14 protein-coding genes and 1 pseudogene are annotated in these 14,344 nt (G+C 57.7%); 9 read left to right on the forward strand and 6 right to left on the reverse strand.

The window, feature by feature from the left end; translation table 11 throughout:
• Nucleotides 1-131: 131 nt before the first annotated feature.
• The 4 genes from CES87_RS19415 to CES87_RS33365 all read left to right on the forward strand — a co-directional run bounded on the left by CES87_RS19415 (nucleotide 132) and on the right by CES87_RS33365 (nucleotide 4,465).
• Complete coding sequence (locus tag CES87_RS19415; RefSeq protein ID WP_128607385.1) at nucleotides 132-1,421, forward strand: FAD-binding oxidoreductase; 1,290 nt, start codon at nucleotides 132-134, stop codon at nucleotides 1,419-1,421.
• A gap of 25 nt (nucleotides 1,422-1,446) precedes the next feature.
• Entirely contained in the window at nucleotides 1,447-2,001 is a 555-nt protein-coding gene (locus CES87_RS19420; protein WP_128607386.1) for a helix-turn-helix domain-containing protein, read from the forward strand.
• A 22-nt stretch (nucleotides 2,002-2,023) separates the two neighbouring features.
• The gene (locus tag CES87_RS19425) at nucleotides 2,024-3,370 is read left to right on the forward strand and encodes a glutamine synthetase family protein (protein WP_128607387.1); all 1,347 of its coding nucleotides are present in this window, start codon (nucleotides 2,024-2,026) and stop codon (nucleotides 3,368-3,370) included.
• 591 nt (nucleotides 3,371-3,961) lie between these two features.
• Nucleotides 3,962-4,465: a hypothetical protein gene (locus CES87_RS33365; RefSeq protein WP_256590996.1), complete on the forward strand. Its 504-nt coding sequence runs from the start codon at nucleotides 3,962-3,964 to the stop codon at nucleotides 4,463-4,465.
• A 135-nt stretch (nucleotides 4,466-4,600) separates the two neighbouring features.
• Here the strand turns inward: CES87_RS33365 and CES87_RS19435 are convergent, their stop codons facing one another.
• Together CES87_RS19435 and CES87_RS32400 are read right to left on the reverse strand one after the other, a co-directional pair.
• Entirely contained in the window at nucleotides 4,601-5,182 is a 582-nt protein-coding gene (locus CES87_RS19435; protein ID WP_371858233.1) for a helix-turn-helix domain-containing protein, read from the reverse strand.
• Between the two features lie 62 nt (nucleotides 5,183-5,244).
• The gene (locus CES87_RS32400) at nucleotides 5,245-5,400 is read right to left on the reverse strand and encodes a hypothetical protein (RefSeq protein ID WP_178081452.1); all 156 of its coding nucleotides are present in this window, start codon (nucleotides 5,398-5,400) and stop codon (nucleotides 5,245-5,247) included.
• Between the two features lie 272 nt (nucleotides 5,401-5,672).
• Here CES87_RS32400 and CES87_RS19440 point away from each other — a divergent pair, with 272 nt between their 5' ends.
• From CES87_RS19440 to CES87_RS19450, 3 genes are all read left to right on the forward strand, one after another.
• On the forward strand, nucleotides 5,673-5,888 hold the full coding sequence (locus CES87_RS19440) for a molybdopterin-binding protein (RefSeq protein WP_007904463.1): 216 nt from the start codon (nucleotides 5,673-5,675) through the stop codon (nucleotides 5,886-5,888).
• A gap of 264 nt (nucleotides 5,889-6,152) precedes the next feature.
• Nucleotides 6,153-8,150, forward strand: a complete 1,998-nt coding sequence (locus tag CES87_RS19445; RefSeq protein ID WP_128607389.1) for a U32 family peptidase — start codon at nucleotides 6,153-6,155, stop codon at nucleotides 8,148-8,150.
• A gap of 366 nt (nucleotides 8,151-8,516) precedes the next feature.
• Nucleotides 8,517-9,389, forward strand: a complete 873-nt coding sequence (locus tag CES87_RS19450) for a mechanosensitive ion channel family protein (RefSeq protein WP_128607390.1) — start codon at nucleotides 8,517-8,519, stop codon at nucleotides 9,387-9,389.
• A gap of 177 nt (nucleotides 9,390-9,566) precedes the next feature.
• On the opposite strand, the pseudogene CES87_RS19455 reads toward CES87_RS19450, so the two are convergent.
• Both CES87_RS19455 and CES87_RS19460 read right to left on the reverse strand, forming a co-directional pair.
• A pseudogene (locus CES87_RS19455) lies at nucleotides 9,567-9,851 on the reverse strand (short chain dehydrogenase); the annotation flags it as partial.
• A 103-nt stretch (nucleotides 9,852-9,954) separates the two neighbouring features.
• Nucleotides 9,955-10,431, reverse strand: a complete 477-nt coding sequence (locus CES87_RS19460) for a hemerythrin domain-containing protein (RefSeq protein ID WP_128607392.1) — start codon at nucleotides 10,429-10,431, stop codon at nucleotides 9,955-9,957.
• Between the two features lie 571 nt (nucleotides 10,432-11,002).
• On the opposite strand from CES87_RS19460, the gene CES87_RS19465 reads away from it, so the two are divergent.
• A complete protein-coding gene (locus CES87_RS19465) occupies nucleotides 11,003-12,382 on the forward strand; it encodes an iron-containing redox enzyme family protein (protein ID WP_128607393.1) in 1,380 nt (459 codons plus the stop codon).
• A 15-nt stretch (nucleotides 12,383-12,397) separates the two neighbouring features.
• Complete coding sequence (locus CES87_RS19470) at nucleotides 12,398-13,342, forward strand: class I SAM-dependent methyltransferase (RefSeq protein WP_128607394.1); 945 nt, start codon at nucleotides 12,398-12,400, stop codon at nucleotides 13,340-13,342.
• A 33-nt stretch (nucleotides 13,343-13,375) separates the two neighbouring features.
• On the opposite strand, the gene CES87_RS19475 is transcribed toward CES87_RS19470, so the two are convergent.
• Both CES87_RS19475 and CES87_RS19480 read right to left on the reverse strand, forming a co-directional pair.
• A complete protein-coding gene (locus CES87_RS19475; protein ID WP_128607395.1) occupies nucleotides 13,376-13,555 on the reverse strand; it encodes a hypothetical protein in 180 nt (59 codons plus the stop codon).
• Between the two features lie 95 nt (nucleotides 13,556-13,650).
• Nucleotides 13,651-14,241: a hypothetical protein gene (locus CES87_RS19480; protein WP_128607396.1), complete on the reverse strand. Its 591-nt coding sequence runs from the start codon at nucleotides 14,239-14,241 to the stop codon at nucleotides 13,651-13,653.
• Nucleotides 14,242-14,344: the final 103 nt, after the last annotated feature.

A 14,344-nucleotide genomic window follows, 5' to 3' on the forward strand; every position in this document is an offset into this window, starting at 1 on the left:
CTTCGCCAGCAAGCCGGCTCCTACAGGGGCTACGCGTACCCACATCCGATCGGCATCAAACCATTGCCCGCATGAAATTTATCATGTATTTTTTCATGAAATTAAAACTATAAAATTTCACGGAGCCGGTAATGTTTCAGCAATCCACCCAACACGTCGCCAGCTATTACGCCCATTCCTGCGCCGATCAGGTAAAAAATCGTCCGCCATTCAAGGGCGAGCAAAGCACCGAAGTGCTGATCATCGGCGCCGGCTTCAGCGGATTACACACCGCCTTGCGCCTGGCCTTGGCCGGCAAACGCGTGACATTGCTAGAAGCCAGCCGCGTAGCCTGGGCGGCTTCGGGACGTAATGGCGGGCAGGCGATTCTGGGCTGGTCCTGTGACATGCCGCCGCTGGAAGCTGCGCTCGGCTATGAGCGCGCACGACGACTGTGGGACGGAATGCGCTGGGCGGCGCGGGAGTTGCGTGAACTGCCGGCACGCCATGGTTTCGATTGCGACTACCGCGCCGGGCACCTCTGGACCTCGGTGATGCCACGAAGGGTCAGCCTGTTGACCGAATGGCAGCACGAGGCCAGCCATAAATGGGGGCACGATGGTTTGCAATTCATTGAGCGCAATCAGCTGCCCGAATGGGTTGCCAGTGAGCGTTATCAGGCCGGCCTGTTCGATCCCGAAGGTGGGCACTTGAATCCCCTGAAACTGGCGCTGGGCCTGGCCGCCGCGATCGAGCGGGCCGGCGGCGTCATTCATGAACAAAGCAAAGCCCTGAGTTATCACGAGGACGGCGACGGGTACGTGGTGACCACAGAACACGGTCGTATTCGTGCGCACGTGTTGGTACTGTCCTGCAATGCCTATCTGGATCGACTCGATCCGCAGCTGGCGAGTTGCGTGTTGCCCGTCGGCACCTATCAGGTAGCCACCGCGCCACTGTCCGAGGCGCAGGCGACTGCGCTTCTTCCGAGCAACGTGTGCGTCACCGACAACCAGTTCGTGCTCGATTATTTTCGGCGCACACCCGACAACCGGCTGCTGTTCGGCGGTGGCTGCACCTACCTGGGTGGCATGCCGAAGGACATCGCCGGCGCAACCCGGCCTTGTCTGGAACGTGTGTTCCCCCAACTCAAAGGTGTCGAGCTGGAGTTCGCCTGGGGCGGTCACATCGACCTGACCCTCAAACGTACGCCGGACATCGGTCGACGCGGCGACCTGTACTGGTTGCAGGGTTACTCCGGGCACGGCGTACTGCCAACCCTGGCCGGGGCGCGGGCAGTCAGCGATGCAATACTCGGTCAGCCGGACGAGTTGGCGTTGTATCAAGGGTTGAGCAACGGCAGCTTTCCCGGTGGCAAATACATGGCAGCGCCGCTGGAAGCCATCGGCAAAGCCTGGTACCGGCTGCGCGACAGCATTTGAAACGGCATTTTCTGGAAGCCTTTAGATGGACATGCAAGAAGAGATTTCGGCGCTGGCGATCCTGATCCAGGACCTGCGCAAACACAAAAAATACACCCTGAAAGACCTGGCGGACAAAATCGGCCGCTCCGTGGGTTTTTTATCGCAGGTCGAGCGCGGGTTGTCCCGCCCGACGGTGGCGGACTTGACCGCCATCAGCGAAACCCTCGGCGTGCCAACCACCTATTTCTACAGCCTGCCCAAACCCATGGCCTTGCCTTGGGTGACACGGCCGGATGAACGTCGCACGCTGTATTACGCCGACGGAATCACCGACATCCTGGTCTCGCCGAAAATGCGCGCGTCCTTTTCCATGCTCGAAAGTCAACTGGAGCCCGGCGCCAGCAGCGGTGACCGGCATATGAAAGACAGCTCGGAGCAGGGCGGTTATGTCCTGGAGGGCGAATTGACGCTGTGGCTGGATAACGACGAGCCGGTGACCTTGCACGCTGGTGACAGTTTCCAGCTGGCCAGTCATGCCCATTGCCGCTACGGCAACCTCTCGGACCAACCGACCCGCGTGCTTTGGGTTTACACCTGATAAAACAACAAGGAACAAAACGATGGATGCTGTGTGCTCTGATCTGCTGGCCGAAGTACGTGGATTCCGCCAGCGCAACCCCGACGTGCGCTATGTCGACCTGATCTCCCTGGACATCCCGGGGCATTTCTACGGCAAGCGCTACCCGATCGAGATGCTGGAAAAAGTGGCGGCTGGCAGCGCGCTAAAGTTGCCGCAGAACTGCGTGTTGCTCGGCACTCAGGGCGGGCTGTTCAAGATCGGCGACTACTGCTTCAACGACGGCGATCCGGATGCGCAACGGCGCCTGGTCCCCGGCACACTCAAGTTGGTGAGTTGGGAAAAAGAACCGTTGGGGCAGATGCTGATCACCTCCGACGGCACGGAAAAACCGATCGTCTTCGAACCACGGGAGGTGCTGGCACAGGTACTGGATCGGCTTGGCCGCAAAGGCATCTTCCCCGTCGTGGCGTTCGAGTTGGAGTTCTATCTGTTCGATAGTCACTTGCGTGATGGCTTGCCGCAGTTCGCCCGCGATCCACTGACCGGCGACACCGATGATCAGCCAAACATGCACATCGAACGGCTCTCGCGATTTGCCCCGGTGCTCGATGAAATGGTCAAGACCGCACGGATGCAAGGCATCGATGCCACGGTGATCACCGCCGAACTGGGCCCTGGTCAGTTCGAAATCAATTTCGGCCACCTCGATGACGGTTTGCGCGCGGCCGACTGGGCGGCGTTGTTTTGCCGCAGTACCCGTGGTGTGGCGCTCAAGCACAACTATCGCGCCAGCTTCATGGCCAAACCGTACTTGCAGCACCCCGGCAGCGGCATGCATGTGCATGTGAGCCTTTACGACAAAGCGGGCAACAACCTCTTGGCGGCGAACGGGCAACAAGCGCTTCGTCACGCAGTGGCCGGTTGCCTGGACGTGTTGCCCCATTGCATGCCGATCTTTGCCCCAAATCACAATGCGATGCGCCGTTTGAGCGGCACAGTGAACGTCGCATCGCGCGCCAGTTGGGGCTTTGAAGATCGCGACGCCTGCCTGCGGGTGCCGGAATCGGACACTAAAAACCTGCGCATCGAACATCGCCTTGCCGGCGCCGATGCCAACCCTTACCTGGTGCTCGCCGCGATACTGGTGGGATTGGAACAAGGTTTGGAGAGCGGTCGCGAACCGATTGCACCGCTCAATGACGACCGCAGTAGCGGCATTGATTTCCCGCTGGAAATGCTGGAAGCCGTGCAGTCCATGCAGGGCAACCCGCAACTGCGTGAAGGTTTGGGGGCGGAGTTTGTCGATGTGTACTGCGAGAACAAGCGTCAGGACCATTTGGCATTCATGCACGACATCAGTGCACGGGAGTACCGCTGGTTTCTGTAGGAGCGAAGCTTGCTCGCGATGGACGTCAACGATAACGCGAGCTGCCGGAATGATCGCGTTGTCCGACCATTCTTCGCGAGCAAGCTTCGCTCCTACAAACAAAATGCCCGCAACCTGCAGCTCAAGTAGTTTCGACGGTAACCTTAAAAAATATCTGGTTATTTAGAGGCTTAGAGAATTTAGTAACCGGACGGTACATTAAATATCTTGTTACACGGGGAAATATTCCGTAATATTCGCCCCGCGTTCACCACCACGGTTTATGCATTTTTAAATCCCGGGCGTCCATCAGCTGCCTGGGATTTTTTTTGCCTGAAATTCAGTGTCATTTAGAACGATTATTTCCTTCGGTTATTTAAATAGACGCAATTGGCATATCTGCAGCCGAAGAACCCGCGTCATGGTTTTGTTTTTTTCCGTGAATGAAGAGGTTTGTCCGTCACAACGGAAATCTCCGTCCTGCCTGCCTCGTTAAAGCTGCCCCGACATCGACTTTGGCTGTTTGACCGCCAGCTTGTTGCGCCTGGCCAGTTCCCTAGAATCGGCCCCATCAGCTTCGTCCAACTATCCAATCCTTCAGGGAGCGACACCATGATGAACGCCATGCAGATGCAAATGCCGATGAACGCCAACATGCCAATGATGCCGATGATGGGCATGCCGATGATGATGGCGACCATGACCTGCGACATGATGGACGACGGCATGATGTGCAAGATGATGCCGGCCGCTGGCATGGACATGGCGATGTTCAAGAACAGCGCTGAAATGATGCAGATGATGATGAACTGCGGCATGCCGATGATGATGCACTGCGGCAACATGAGCATGATGTGCATGTCTTCGGCGAGCATGACCATGCCGATGGCAAACATGATGATGCCGATGATGGGCATGCCAATGCCAATGATGAAGTGCGTGATGGAATGCACCATGATGGCGGACGGCATGATGTGCAAAATCATGCCGATGGCCGGCATGAACATGGACATGATGAAAAACTGCTGCGCCCTGATGATGAAAATGATGAACGACTGCAGCATGCCGATGATGATGAGCTGCAATGGCATGCCGCTGATGTGCTGCACCTGCTGATACCTGACCTGCACCTGTAGGAGCGAGCTCGCTCGCGATGAACTCAATGCTGGCGCGTTTAATCTGAAAACACGCATCATCGTTAACGTCCATCGCGAGCGAGCTCGCTCCTACAGTTATTCAGTCATTCAGGTTTCAGTCCAGGCGTTCGGGGTAGGTCACCACCAGATAAGCCACTGCTTCACTGTCGGCAGGATTGCGATAGCGGTGGGGCTGGTCCGCATAAAACAGGATCGAGTCGCCCGTGGAAAGTAGATAGCGTTCATCGTTGACGCTGATCTCCAGAACACCTTGAGCCACCACAAGATTTTCCTGAACACCAGGGCCATGGCCTTCGGATTGGTCTTCACCCAACGGGCTAAGGCGCAGTTCGTAAAACTCCGATTGGCGCGCTACATCGAAAGGGAACAGTGCGCGGCTGACGAACGCACCGTTGGCACTGACCAGACGTTTGCTCTGGCTTGCCGACAACACGGCCACACCCTCAAAGGCCCGATGCTCTAGAAACGCGGCCACCGATACCTTCAAACCTTTGGCGATTTTGCACAGCACCTTGATGGACGGCACGCTGCGTCCGGATTCAATCTGCGCCAGCATTGCCCGACTCACGCCACACTGGCGTGCCAGGGCATCAAGGGACAGATGACGCTTGCTGCGCAAACGCTGAAGATTCTGTGCGACCCGTTCGCAGTTGGCGTCTTCTTCCTGATGTTCCAGGCTATTTAGATCCAGTACAGGTTCATCGGCGCTCGCCAGAAAGCGCGAGGGTTCATTGATGTTCACGCGTGACGAGTCTCGGTGGAAGCTTGCACCCACTGGAATGCCTGTAAACCTGCGTTGCGTGCATACATCTCCCACATGGCCCGTGCCCGTTGCTGAGCCTGTTTGCGTTTGCGGTAGCTGGCGAAGTCGATAAGGTTGTCAGTCGGATTCATGGGGCACTTCACTGTGGTGATGAATGACGGGATGACTGGAGATTACGCGTAAATTTTTATAACGATAAATACTGATTTTGTATTTATTAATTCGTTTTAGTTCTTAACTGAAGTACCGCTTTCAGCAGGGAAAGCCCCTGTGGCAAACAGATCGCATATTCCAATAAGATATAAATAGATAATTATATATTCCTTTTGTTGTGGTTAAAGGCAGTGCACTTTGAAGGCCTGCCATCCACGCGGATGTGCTCAATCAGACAGGAAGCCTCATCATGACCATCAAAGCGATCAACGTCCGCAACCAGTTCAAGGGCGTCATCAAGGAAATTCTGGAAGGCGAAGTGGTTTCCGAAATCGACGTGCAAACCGCTTCTGGAATTGTCACATCGGTCATCACTACTCGTTCGGTGCGCGATCTTGAATTGAAGGTGGGCAGCGAAGTCATTGCCTTTGTGAAGTCCACCGAAGTCTCGATTGCCAAGCTCTGAATTCGCATTATCTGTAGCAGCTGCCGAGCCTGCGAGGCTGCGTTCGGCTGCGAAGCAGTCGTAAAACCTGTGCATGCGATCTAACTGGTAGATCGGGTTGCCAGATTTCACGACTGCTGCGCAGCCGGACGCAGGCTTCGCCAGCTGCTACAAATCGTGTTCCTGGTCATCAAGCAGACGCCACCCGGCAGCACACGGGTGCCGGTCGGGCGTTTCGCCGCTACAATGCGCACCTCGACCGTGACAGCCTGACTAAAAAAATATATGTCCCTGCCCAAGCATCACCTGGAATTGCTCAGCCCCGCCCGCGACGTAGCCATCGCCCGCGAGGCCATCCTGCATGGCGCCGACGCCGTGTACCTCGGCGGCCCGAGCTTCGGCGCGCGCCACAACGCCTGCAACGAAGTGAGCGATATCGCCGGTTTGGTGGAGTTTGCCCATCGCTATCATGCTCGGGTATTCACCACCATCAACACCATCCTGCACGACAACGAGCTGGAGCCGGCCCGCAAGCTGATCCACGAGTTGTACGATGCCGGTGTCGATGCACTGATCGTCCAGGACCTGGGCGTGATGGAACTGGACATCCCGCCGATCGAACTGCACGCCAGCACCCAGACCGACATCCGCACCCTGGCGCGGGCGAAGTTCCTCGACCAGGCCGGTTTCTCGCAACTGGTACTGGCCCGCGAGCTGAACCTCCAGGAAATCCGCGCAATCGCCGATGAGACCGACGCGGCAATCGAGTTTTTCATCCACGGTGCGCTGTGTGTGGCGTTCTCCGGTCAGTGCAACATTTCCCACGCGCAGACCGGGCGCAGTGCCAACCGTGGCGACTGCTCCCAGGCGTGCCGTTTGCCTTACACCCTCAAGGACGAAAAAGGCGGGGTGATCGCCTACGAAAAGCATCTGCTGTCGATGAAGGACAACAACCAGGCCGCCAACATCCGCGCCTTGGTAGAAGCCGGCGTACGCTCGTTCAAAATCGAAGGGCGCTACAAGGACATGGGCTATGTGAAGAACATCACCGCCTATTACCGCCAGCGCCTGGACGACGTCCTCGAAGATCGTCCGGACCTGGCTCGCGCTTCCAGTGGCCGCACCGCGCACTTCTTTGTGCCCGACCCGGACAAGACCTTCCACCGTGGCAGCACCGACTACTTCGTCAGCGATCGCAAGATCGACATCGGCGCGTTCGACTCGCCGACCTTCACCGGCCTGCCGGTGGGCGTCGTGGAAAAAGTCGGCAAGCGCGACCTGATCGTGGTCACCCAAGAGCCGCTGTCCAACGGTGACGGCCTCAATGTGCTGGTCAAGCGCGAGGTCGTGGGCTGGCGCACCAACATTGCCGAACCTAAAGGCGAGTTCGAAGAGGATGGCGAAAAGCGCTACCGCTACCGCGTCGAGCCCAACGAGATGCCGAAAGGTCTGCACCAGTTGCGCCCGAATCATCCCTTGAGCCGCAACCTGGACCATAACTGGCAACAAGCCCTGCAGAAGACCTCCGCCGAGCGTCGAATCGGCGTGGCCTGGGTCGCGCGCCTGGACGAGCAGCGTCTGCAACTGACCGCCACCAGCGAGGAGGGCGTCACCGCCAGCGTGATCCTGGACGGCCCGTTCGGTCTGGCCAACAAGCCGGAACAGGCGCTGGAGCAACTGCGTGATCTGCTCGGCCAACTGGGCACCACCGAATACCACGCCACCGACATCGAACTGGATGCACTGCAGGCGTTCTTCATCCCCAACTCGCAGCTCAAGGCCTTGCGCCGCGAAGTGATCGAAGCGCTGACCGCGGCCCGTCTTCAGGCCCACCCTCGGGGTGGCCGCAAGGCCGAGACCAACCCGCCGCCGGTGTACCCGGAAGCGCACCTGTCGTTTCTGGCCAACGTCTACAACCAGAAGGCCCGGGATTTCTATCACCGTCACGGGGTCAAGTTGATCGACGCGGCGTACGAGGCCCATGAGGAGCACGGCGAAGTACCGGTGATGATCACCAAACATTGCCTGCGCTTCTCTTTCAACCTGTGCCCGAAACAAGCCAAGGGCGTTACCGGCGTGCGCACCAAAGTTGCGCCGATGCAGCTGATTCACGGTAATGAAGTGCTGACGCTGAAGTTCGACTGCAAACCCTGCGAGATGCACGTGATCGGCAAAATGAAGGGGCACATCCTCGGCCTCCCGCTACCGGGCAGCGAGCAGCCAGTCGTAGGCCACATCAGTCCCGAAGACCTGCTCAAGACCATTCCCCGCGCCCCGCACTAAGTAGCGCAAACCCCTGTAGGAGCAAGCTTGCTCGCGATGAAGGCATCACATCCAACAACATTGTTGGCTGACCCACCGTCATCGCGAGCAGGCTCACTCCCACATGGAATTGTGGCACGCACCGATACTGCGAACACCTCATAAACCTGTAGGAGTGAGCCTGCTCGCGATGACGGCATCACATCCAACAACATTGTTGGCTGACCCACCGCCTTCGCGAGCAGGCTCACTCCCACATGGATTTGTGTCGTGCACAAATGCTGCGAACTCCTTAAATACCTGTGGAAGCAAACTCGCGCCTGCACTGGCGGCTTACGCCGGCTGTGCTAGCGTCTTGAGGTCTACCCTCATATGCGAGTTTGCACCATGGACGAGACCATCGTTAACGTAACCACCCAGAAGTTCAACGCGCTCATAGCCGTGGTGCAGGCCTATGGCGTGGCTTTCGCGGTCAAGATTCTGGGCGCCATCGCGTTCTGGATCATCGGCCGATGGCTGATCGGCTTTGCCGTCGGCATGGTGCAGAAGGGACTGGGCAAGCAAAAGGTCGACCCGACCGTGTTGCGCTATGTCGGCTCGGCGATCACCGTGACGCTGAACATCATCCTGGTGATCGCCATCCTCGGTTACCTCGGCATGCAGACCACCACCTTCGCCGCACTGCTCGCTGCGGTCGGCCTGGCGATCGGCTTGGCCTGGTCGGGGCTTCTGGCCAACCTGGCCGCCGGCGCCTTCATTATTGTGCTGCGCCCGTTCAAGGTGGGCGACTTCATCTGCGCCGGCGGGGTGGTCGGGACCGTCACCGAAATCGGCCTGTTCGCCACCGCCATCAACACCCCGGACAACGTGCTGACCCTGGTCGGCAACAACAAGATCTTCAGCGACAACATCCAGAACTTCACCCACAACCCATTCCGGCGCGTCGAACTAAAAGCGCAGTTGTCTGGCGCCGCCGACTGGAAAGCGGCCGTGGCTTTGCTGAAAGAGAAAATCGCCGCCATTCCCAATGTGCTCGAAACACCGGCGGTGGATGTGGAAATTCTGGAGTTCAACCTGGTCGGCCCGGTGTTGGCGGTGCGCCCGTACTGCCATAACGAAAATTACTGGCAGGTGTATTTCGACACCAACCGCATCATCAAGGATGCCCTCGGCGAAGCCGGCTTTCCGGCGCCGATGCCAGCGCAGACCGTGATCTTCCAGCAAGGTGCTGCGCTGCCCGGCCCGCTGGCGAAAGAGTGACCTAAAGAACACTGACGCCGGGTGTCAGCGGTTGCGGTTTCGGCCTCTAAAGCGATTGAGTGCCAGCAGACAACCGCCAAACAACAATGCTGCAGCGGCTACGAGCAGCGGCGAAGGGCGCTGCTCGAATTTCTGCACAGGGCGGGCTGCGGTCAGTTGTATGGGTAGATCTGCCTGAGCGCGGAAAGGATCCTCGCTTAACGTCAGGCGCGCCCCATCGGCCAGGATCAATGTCAGGTCTTCGATGGTGCCGGCGACTCGCTCCGGAAAAACCGGTTCTCCTGTGGGGTCGAGTTGGTCGTACAGAAACTGCTGACCTTCGAGCCAGCCGACGGCAGTCTGTAGCTCGGGTTCCAGGTAATACTTTCCGTCGAGAAAGAAGCCTGGGAAATGATGTGCGCGCTCGATGCTTTCGACGACGTAGCGCTCGCCCGGCTTCATGCCGGTCAATGAGGCAATCATATTAAAGTCCTCCGTCTTACTGGTGCGGCAAAAATTGAGAAGCCCGCTACATAGATAGCGGGCCTCAAAACCGGAGCATCGAATGAAACAGGCTTGCTCTGCGTCAAGCCGCGATATTGCCGCCGCCGAGTTCTTTTTTATAAGACGCTTTCATCATCTCCATCTGCTTGCCCAGCTCCTCCAGCTCAGCTTTGCCCAGGAGCTTTTGGGCTTGAGGAAACATCTCGGTTTCCTCTTCTTCAATGTGATGTTCAAGCAGTTCCTTGACCACTTTTGCGCGGCCGGAGAACTCGACGCTGGCAGGGTCTGTGACCTTGAGGTCGGGCAATACCAGCGAGTCGACCGTACGGTGTTCTTCCTTGGCCTCGTAGTACATTTTTTCCTGTTCTTTACCCCCTGCCTTTTTGAAGGCGGGGTAGAGAATTTCTTCTTCAAGCTTGGTATGGATCATGATTTCCATTTCAAGCTTTGCAAGCAGTTCGGAGCGTTTTTTAACCGCCCGCTCGGTTGAGTCTTCCAGTTGAGTCAGGATGGCTTTTACTCGTTCATGGTCGGCTTTCAGCATGTCGATGGCGTTCATTATCTTACCTCTACTATCACGGTTGGCTTTGGGCCGGTTCTGTTCCGGGGCCCTCTGGTTTCCTAAAGTGAAGCAGCATTTGCTGTGCCAATCGGCTCACGGGCGGAAATAGCTTTGGAATCAACGGGTTGTTTTACCGCGATTTGAAACGCGCCATGCAGGCTGCACGAGTGACGCTATAGACGCATTGCAAATAGCGGATGTACCACACAGGAAGACATGGCCAAAAAAGTGCAGCTCAAGTATGGATCGGTCTGACAGCCGACCTGATTTTGCAAATGTACCAAATCCCCTGTAGGAGCCGGCTTGCTGGCGAAGACGGCAGTCCAGTCAACAATGCAGTGCCTGATACTCCGCCTTCGCCAGCAAGCCGGCTCCTACAGGTACGCGTGTTACCAATATTTTGCGTAGGCACCCTCACAAAGCCGCAGCACCATCGGTCCCCGCTTTACCCAAACCAATGGAATTTTCCACGACCGGCTCAATCTCCTGTTCAACGAGCAAGCGTTTCAAGTGTTCGCCATTCAATTAAGGACATAGCCGAAACGCCCAGCCCAGGAGAATCACGTCAATGACTGTATTCAAACCCTTGCCCGGCGCGTCTTCGGCACCTGCGCAATCCAGCCTCGACGGCTATCGCGACTTGTACGACGCGCTGTATAGCGATGCCCCACAGGCCAACGAACGGGCCGAAACCTTCCTGCGCCAGCAACTAACTCGTGCCGCTGAACTCCCTTGTGACCTGCCAGACACGCCAGAACATTTAATCTCCTGGGCCGAACAACATTGCGCCGATGTGGCTCGCGATTACGCCCGCTACCTTGCCGAGCGCCAGCAGGGAGCCGGGCGCCGCTATTTCCAGAACAAGGCCCACGCCTTGTATTTTCTGCAACGCGTAGCACCGACCAAAGAGGTCGATGGTGCATGGCTGGAGGGGGTTGTGAATCACTGGCAGGACTATCGCTTCGACGGCCTGCTGACGACTTATCTGGAAGAACTGGGCAAGGGCGATCCCCGACAGAATCATGTGCTGATTTACCGTAATCTGCTGGCTGAACACGGCTGTGACGATCAGCAAGGCCTGGATGACCAGCACTTTGTGCAAGGCGCGATTCAACTGGCGCTGGGACGTTGCAGCGAGCCCTTTATGCCGGAGGTGATCGGCTACAACCTGGGTTACGAACAACTACCGTTGCACTTGTTGATCAGCGCCTATGAACTGCGTGAACTGGGTATCGACCCGTACTACTTCACCCTGCATGTGACCATCGACAACGTCAGTAGCGGCCATGGGCGCAAGGCTGTTAAGGCGCTGCTCGATCTGTTGCCGCTGGATGAAGGCAGGGCGCAGTTCTATCGGCGCGTAGCCCTGGGTTATCGCCTCAATGACCTGGGGCTCGGCTCCACTGCGGTGATTCAAGGGTTCGACCTGCACCGTGAAGTGATCGCCATGCTCGAGCGCAAGCGCGGTTTCGGTCAGCACATGCACTCCGACTACTGCCGGCTTGAAGGGAAAACCGTCAACCAGTGGCTGTCGTCGCCCGGACATGTCGAAGATTTTCTCGCCGCCATGCTGCGCAAGGGCTGGATCAAACTTTATCGCCCGCCGCAGGAAAGTCGATTCTGGCAACTGATCGAGGGCAGCACGGCGGCGATGTTTGGTGTGTTCGATGGCTATGAGAAACAGCTGATCCACGACTGGATCGCCGATGACAGGCAGGAGGCGAAACGTCGGTCTGCGATGCCTCGGGATCCTGACAGCAACGCTGGCGCCGATCCTGATGATTCGAATGATCCGGAGCTCAAGGCCTTGCAGGACAGCCTGCGCAACCAATCGCCACGCCAACAGTTGGAGTCGTTGATTCCATGGCTTTCAGCACAACGGCACCATCGCCCGGCAGGATTATTCGCAACCCGGCGTTTCGTCGAGCTGCGTAGCCGGCTGCGCTGAATCAAGGAGCGTCCAATGTCAGCACAACAAATCGCGGATCGGGCGTTGCTGGAACTGGGCAAGCGTCTGATCGCAGAGGATTACCGTTTCGTCACCCCAACACCATTGACCCACGAAACAATCCTTCAGCGCTTCGCTGCACCGCTTGCGAAAGATCTTCGCGATGCCTTCGGTTGGTCGATGCCTTTCGACCACACGCTTTTCCAGGCCAAAGAACTCGCGGTCATGAAGCAGGCGGGCATTGTCGAGGAGGATGGCTCGCGGTGGCGCAGCACGGTGCGCTGGTCACGTCTTGAAGGCTTGCTGTTTGCGCATTCGGCGTACCCGACCACGCAAGCCGATTCGGTATTTTTCGGGCCTGACAGCTACCGCTTTGCGCAGCTGATCGAAGCGCATCTGCAGCAGCACTTCGAGCCCGTCCGGCGAGTGGTAGACATTGGCTGTGGTGCGGGCGTCGGGGCGGTGATCGTCGCCCGCGCCCGGCCTGACGCCCAAGTGCTGGCCGTGGATATCAATCCACGGGCGCTGCGACTCTCGGCGGTCAATGCCGAGCTTGCCGGGATCAACAATGTCACGGTTTACCACAGCGATATTCTGCACAGTGTCGAAGGGCAGTTCGACCTGATCATCGCCAATCCCCCCTATATGAATGACAGCCAGCAGCGCGCCTATCGGCACGGCGGCGGGGCGTTGGGCGAAGCGCTGTCACTGCGCATTGTTCGCGAGTCGTTGCCGCGCCTGGACCAGGCCGCGAGCCTGGTGCTGTACACCGGTGTGGCAATGGTGGCGGGCCAGGATCCTTTCTTCGAAGCCGTCCTGCCCATGTTGTCGGGTGATACCTTTGGCTGGACGTATAGAGAGCTGGACCCTGACGTGTTCGGCGAGGAACTACTCAAGCCCGGCTATGAACTGGCCGAACGCATTGCGGTGGTGGCGCTCACCGTTACCCGCCGGCACTGAAAATTTTATGTGGGAGCGGCGGTATCCACCGTTTCAATTGCCATCCGCTACTTTGCGCTGGATCTCGTCGACTTTGCGCTGTAGCTCGCCTGCTTCCGGCTCATCGGGTGGGGGCTGAGGGGAGGGCATGGATTCATCAGCACCGTCGCTATCGGGCTCGTGGGACAGTTCCACGGATGGAGCGAGGGGTTTAACACGGTCATCGTTACTCATGGCGTTTACCTCCAGTGTCTACATTGGATGTAGCGCCATGGCACGAGTTCGAGATTTTTTGCCAATACTCCGGATTGCGATTTGGTTATCCGCCGTCATGTTAAAAACGCGCCGTAACCGAAATAAATGAATGCCACGGCAGCGGCGATGGCAAAAGCGCCCAAGGCCTTCGTTGTCGATCGGTTCGAGCGAAAGGAACCGGTCGACCGCGGCATGTGTGTGCCCGAATACGCGGTACGAACAAAGAATCCGTCCATGGTTGCCCTATAGGTGTGGCGCAAGCCAATGAGCAGAAACAGGACGATCAGGCCGAGGGCCAGCGTTCGGGTAATCGCCGGATTGACCAGGGGCTTGGAGGTATCTGGTTCACAGGCGATGCTGTCGGCCTCGACGAGGGTGATTCGTCCATTATCCACTGAAGCCGTCTTGGTGCCTGTGAGGGCCGACGCCTGTAGATTCAGGTCCAGCGCCTGGTACTTCCACAGCGTCGGCGAGCCTTCCCGGCAGTAGGTGAACGCCCCGGGGTTGGAGGCGGCGATGATGCAAGCGTCGTTAATGCCGTGTTTTTTCAGGATTTCAGTGGCCGATCTTGTGAAGTCGAGTTCAAGGACAGGGATAATCCCGTTGGCACAAGCCCCAGCGGAAACCAGCAGGCTCCCCAGGAGACAAAGGGTTGAAATGTTCAAGGTTGATTTCCTTGTTTTTATTGGTCTGCTGATCGAACAGGCGAGTGCTCTTTCTCGCCATTAGTGGAGTCTAGATCGCCAATGGCAACTTGATGGTCGAAAG

Origin of the sequence: Pseudomonas sp. ERMR1:02, assembly GCF_002277815.1 — a bacterium.
In the GTDB taxonomy this organism is placed as follows: domain Bacteria; phylum Pseudomonadota; class Gammaproteobacteria; order Pseudomonadales; family Pseudomonadaceae; genus Aquipseudomonas.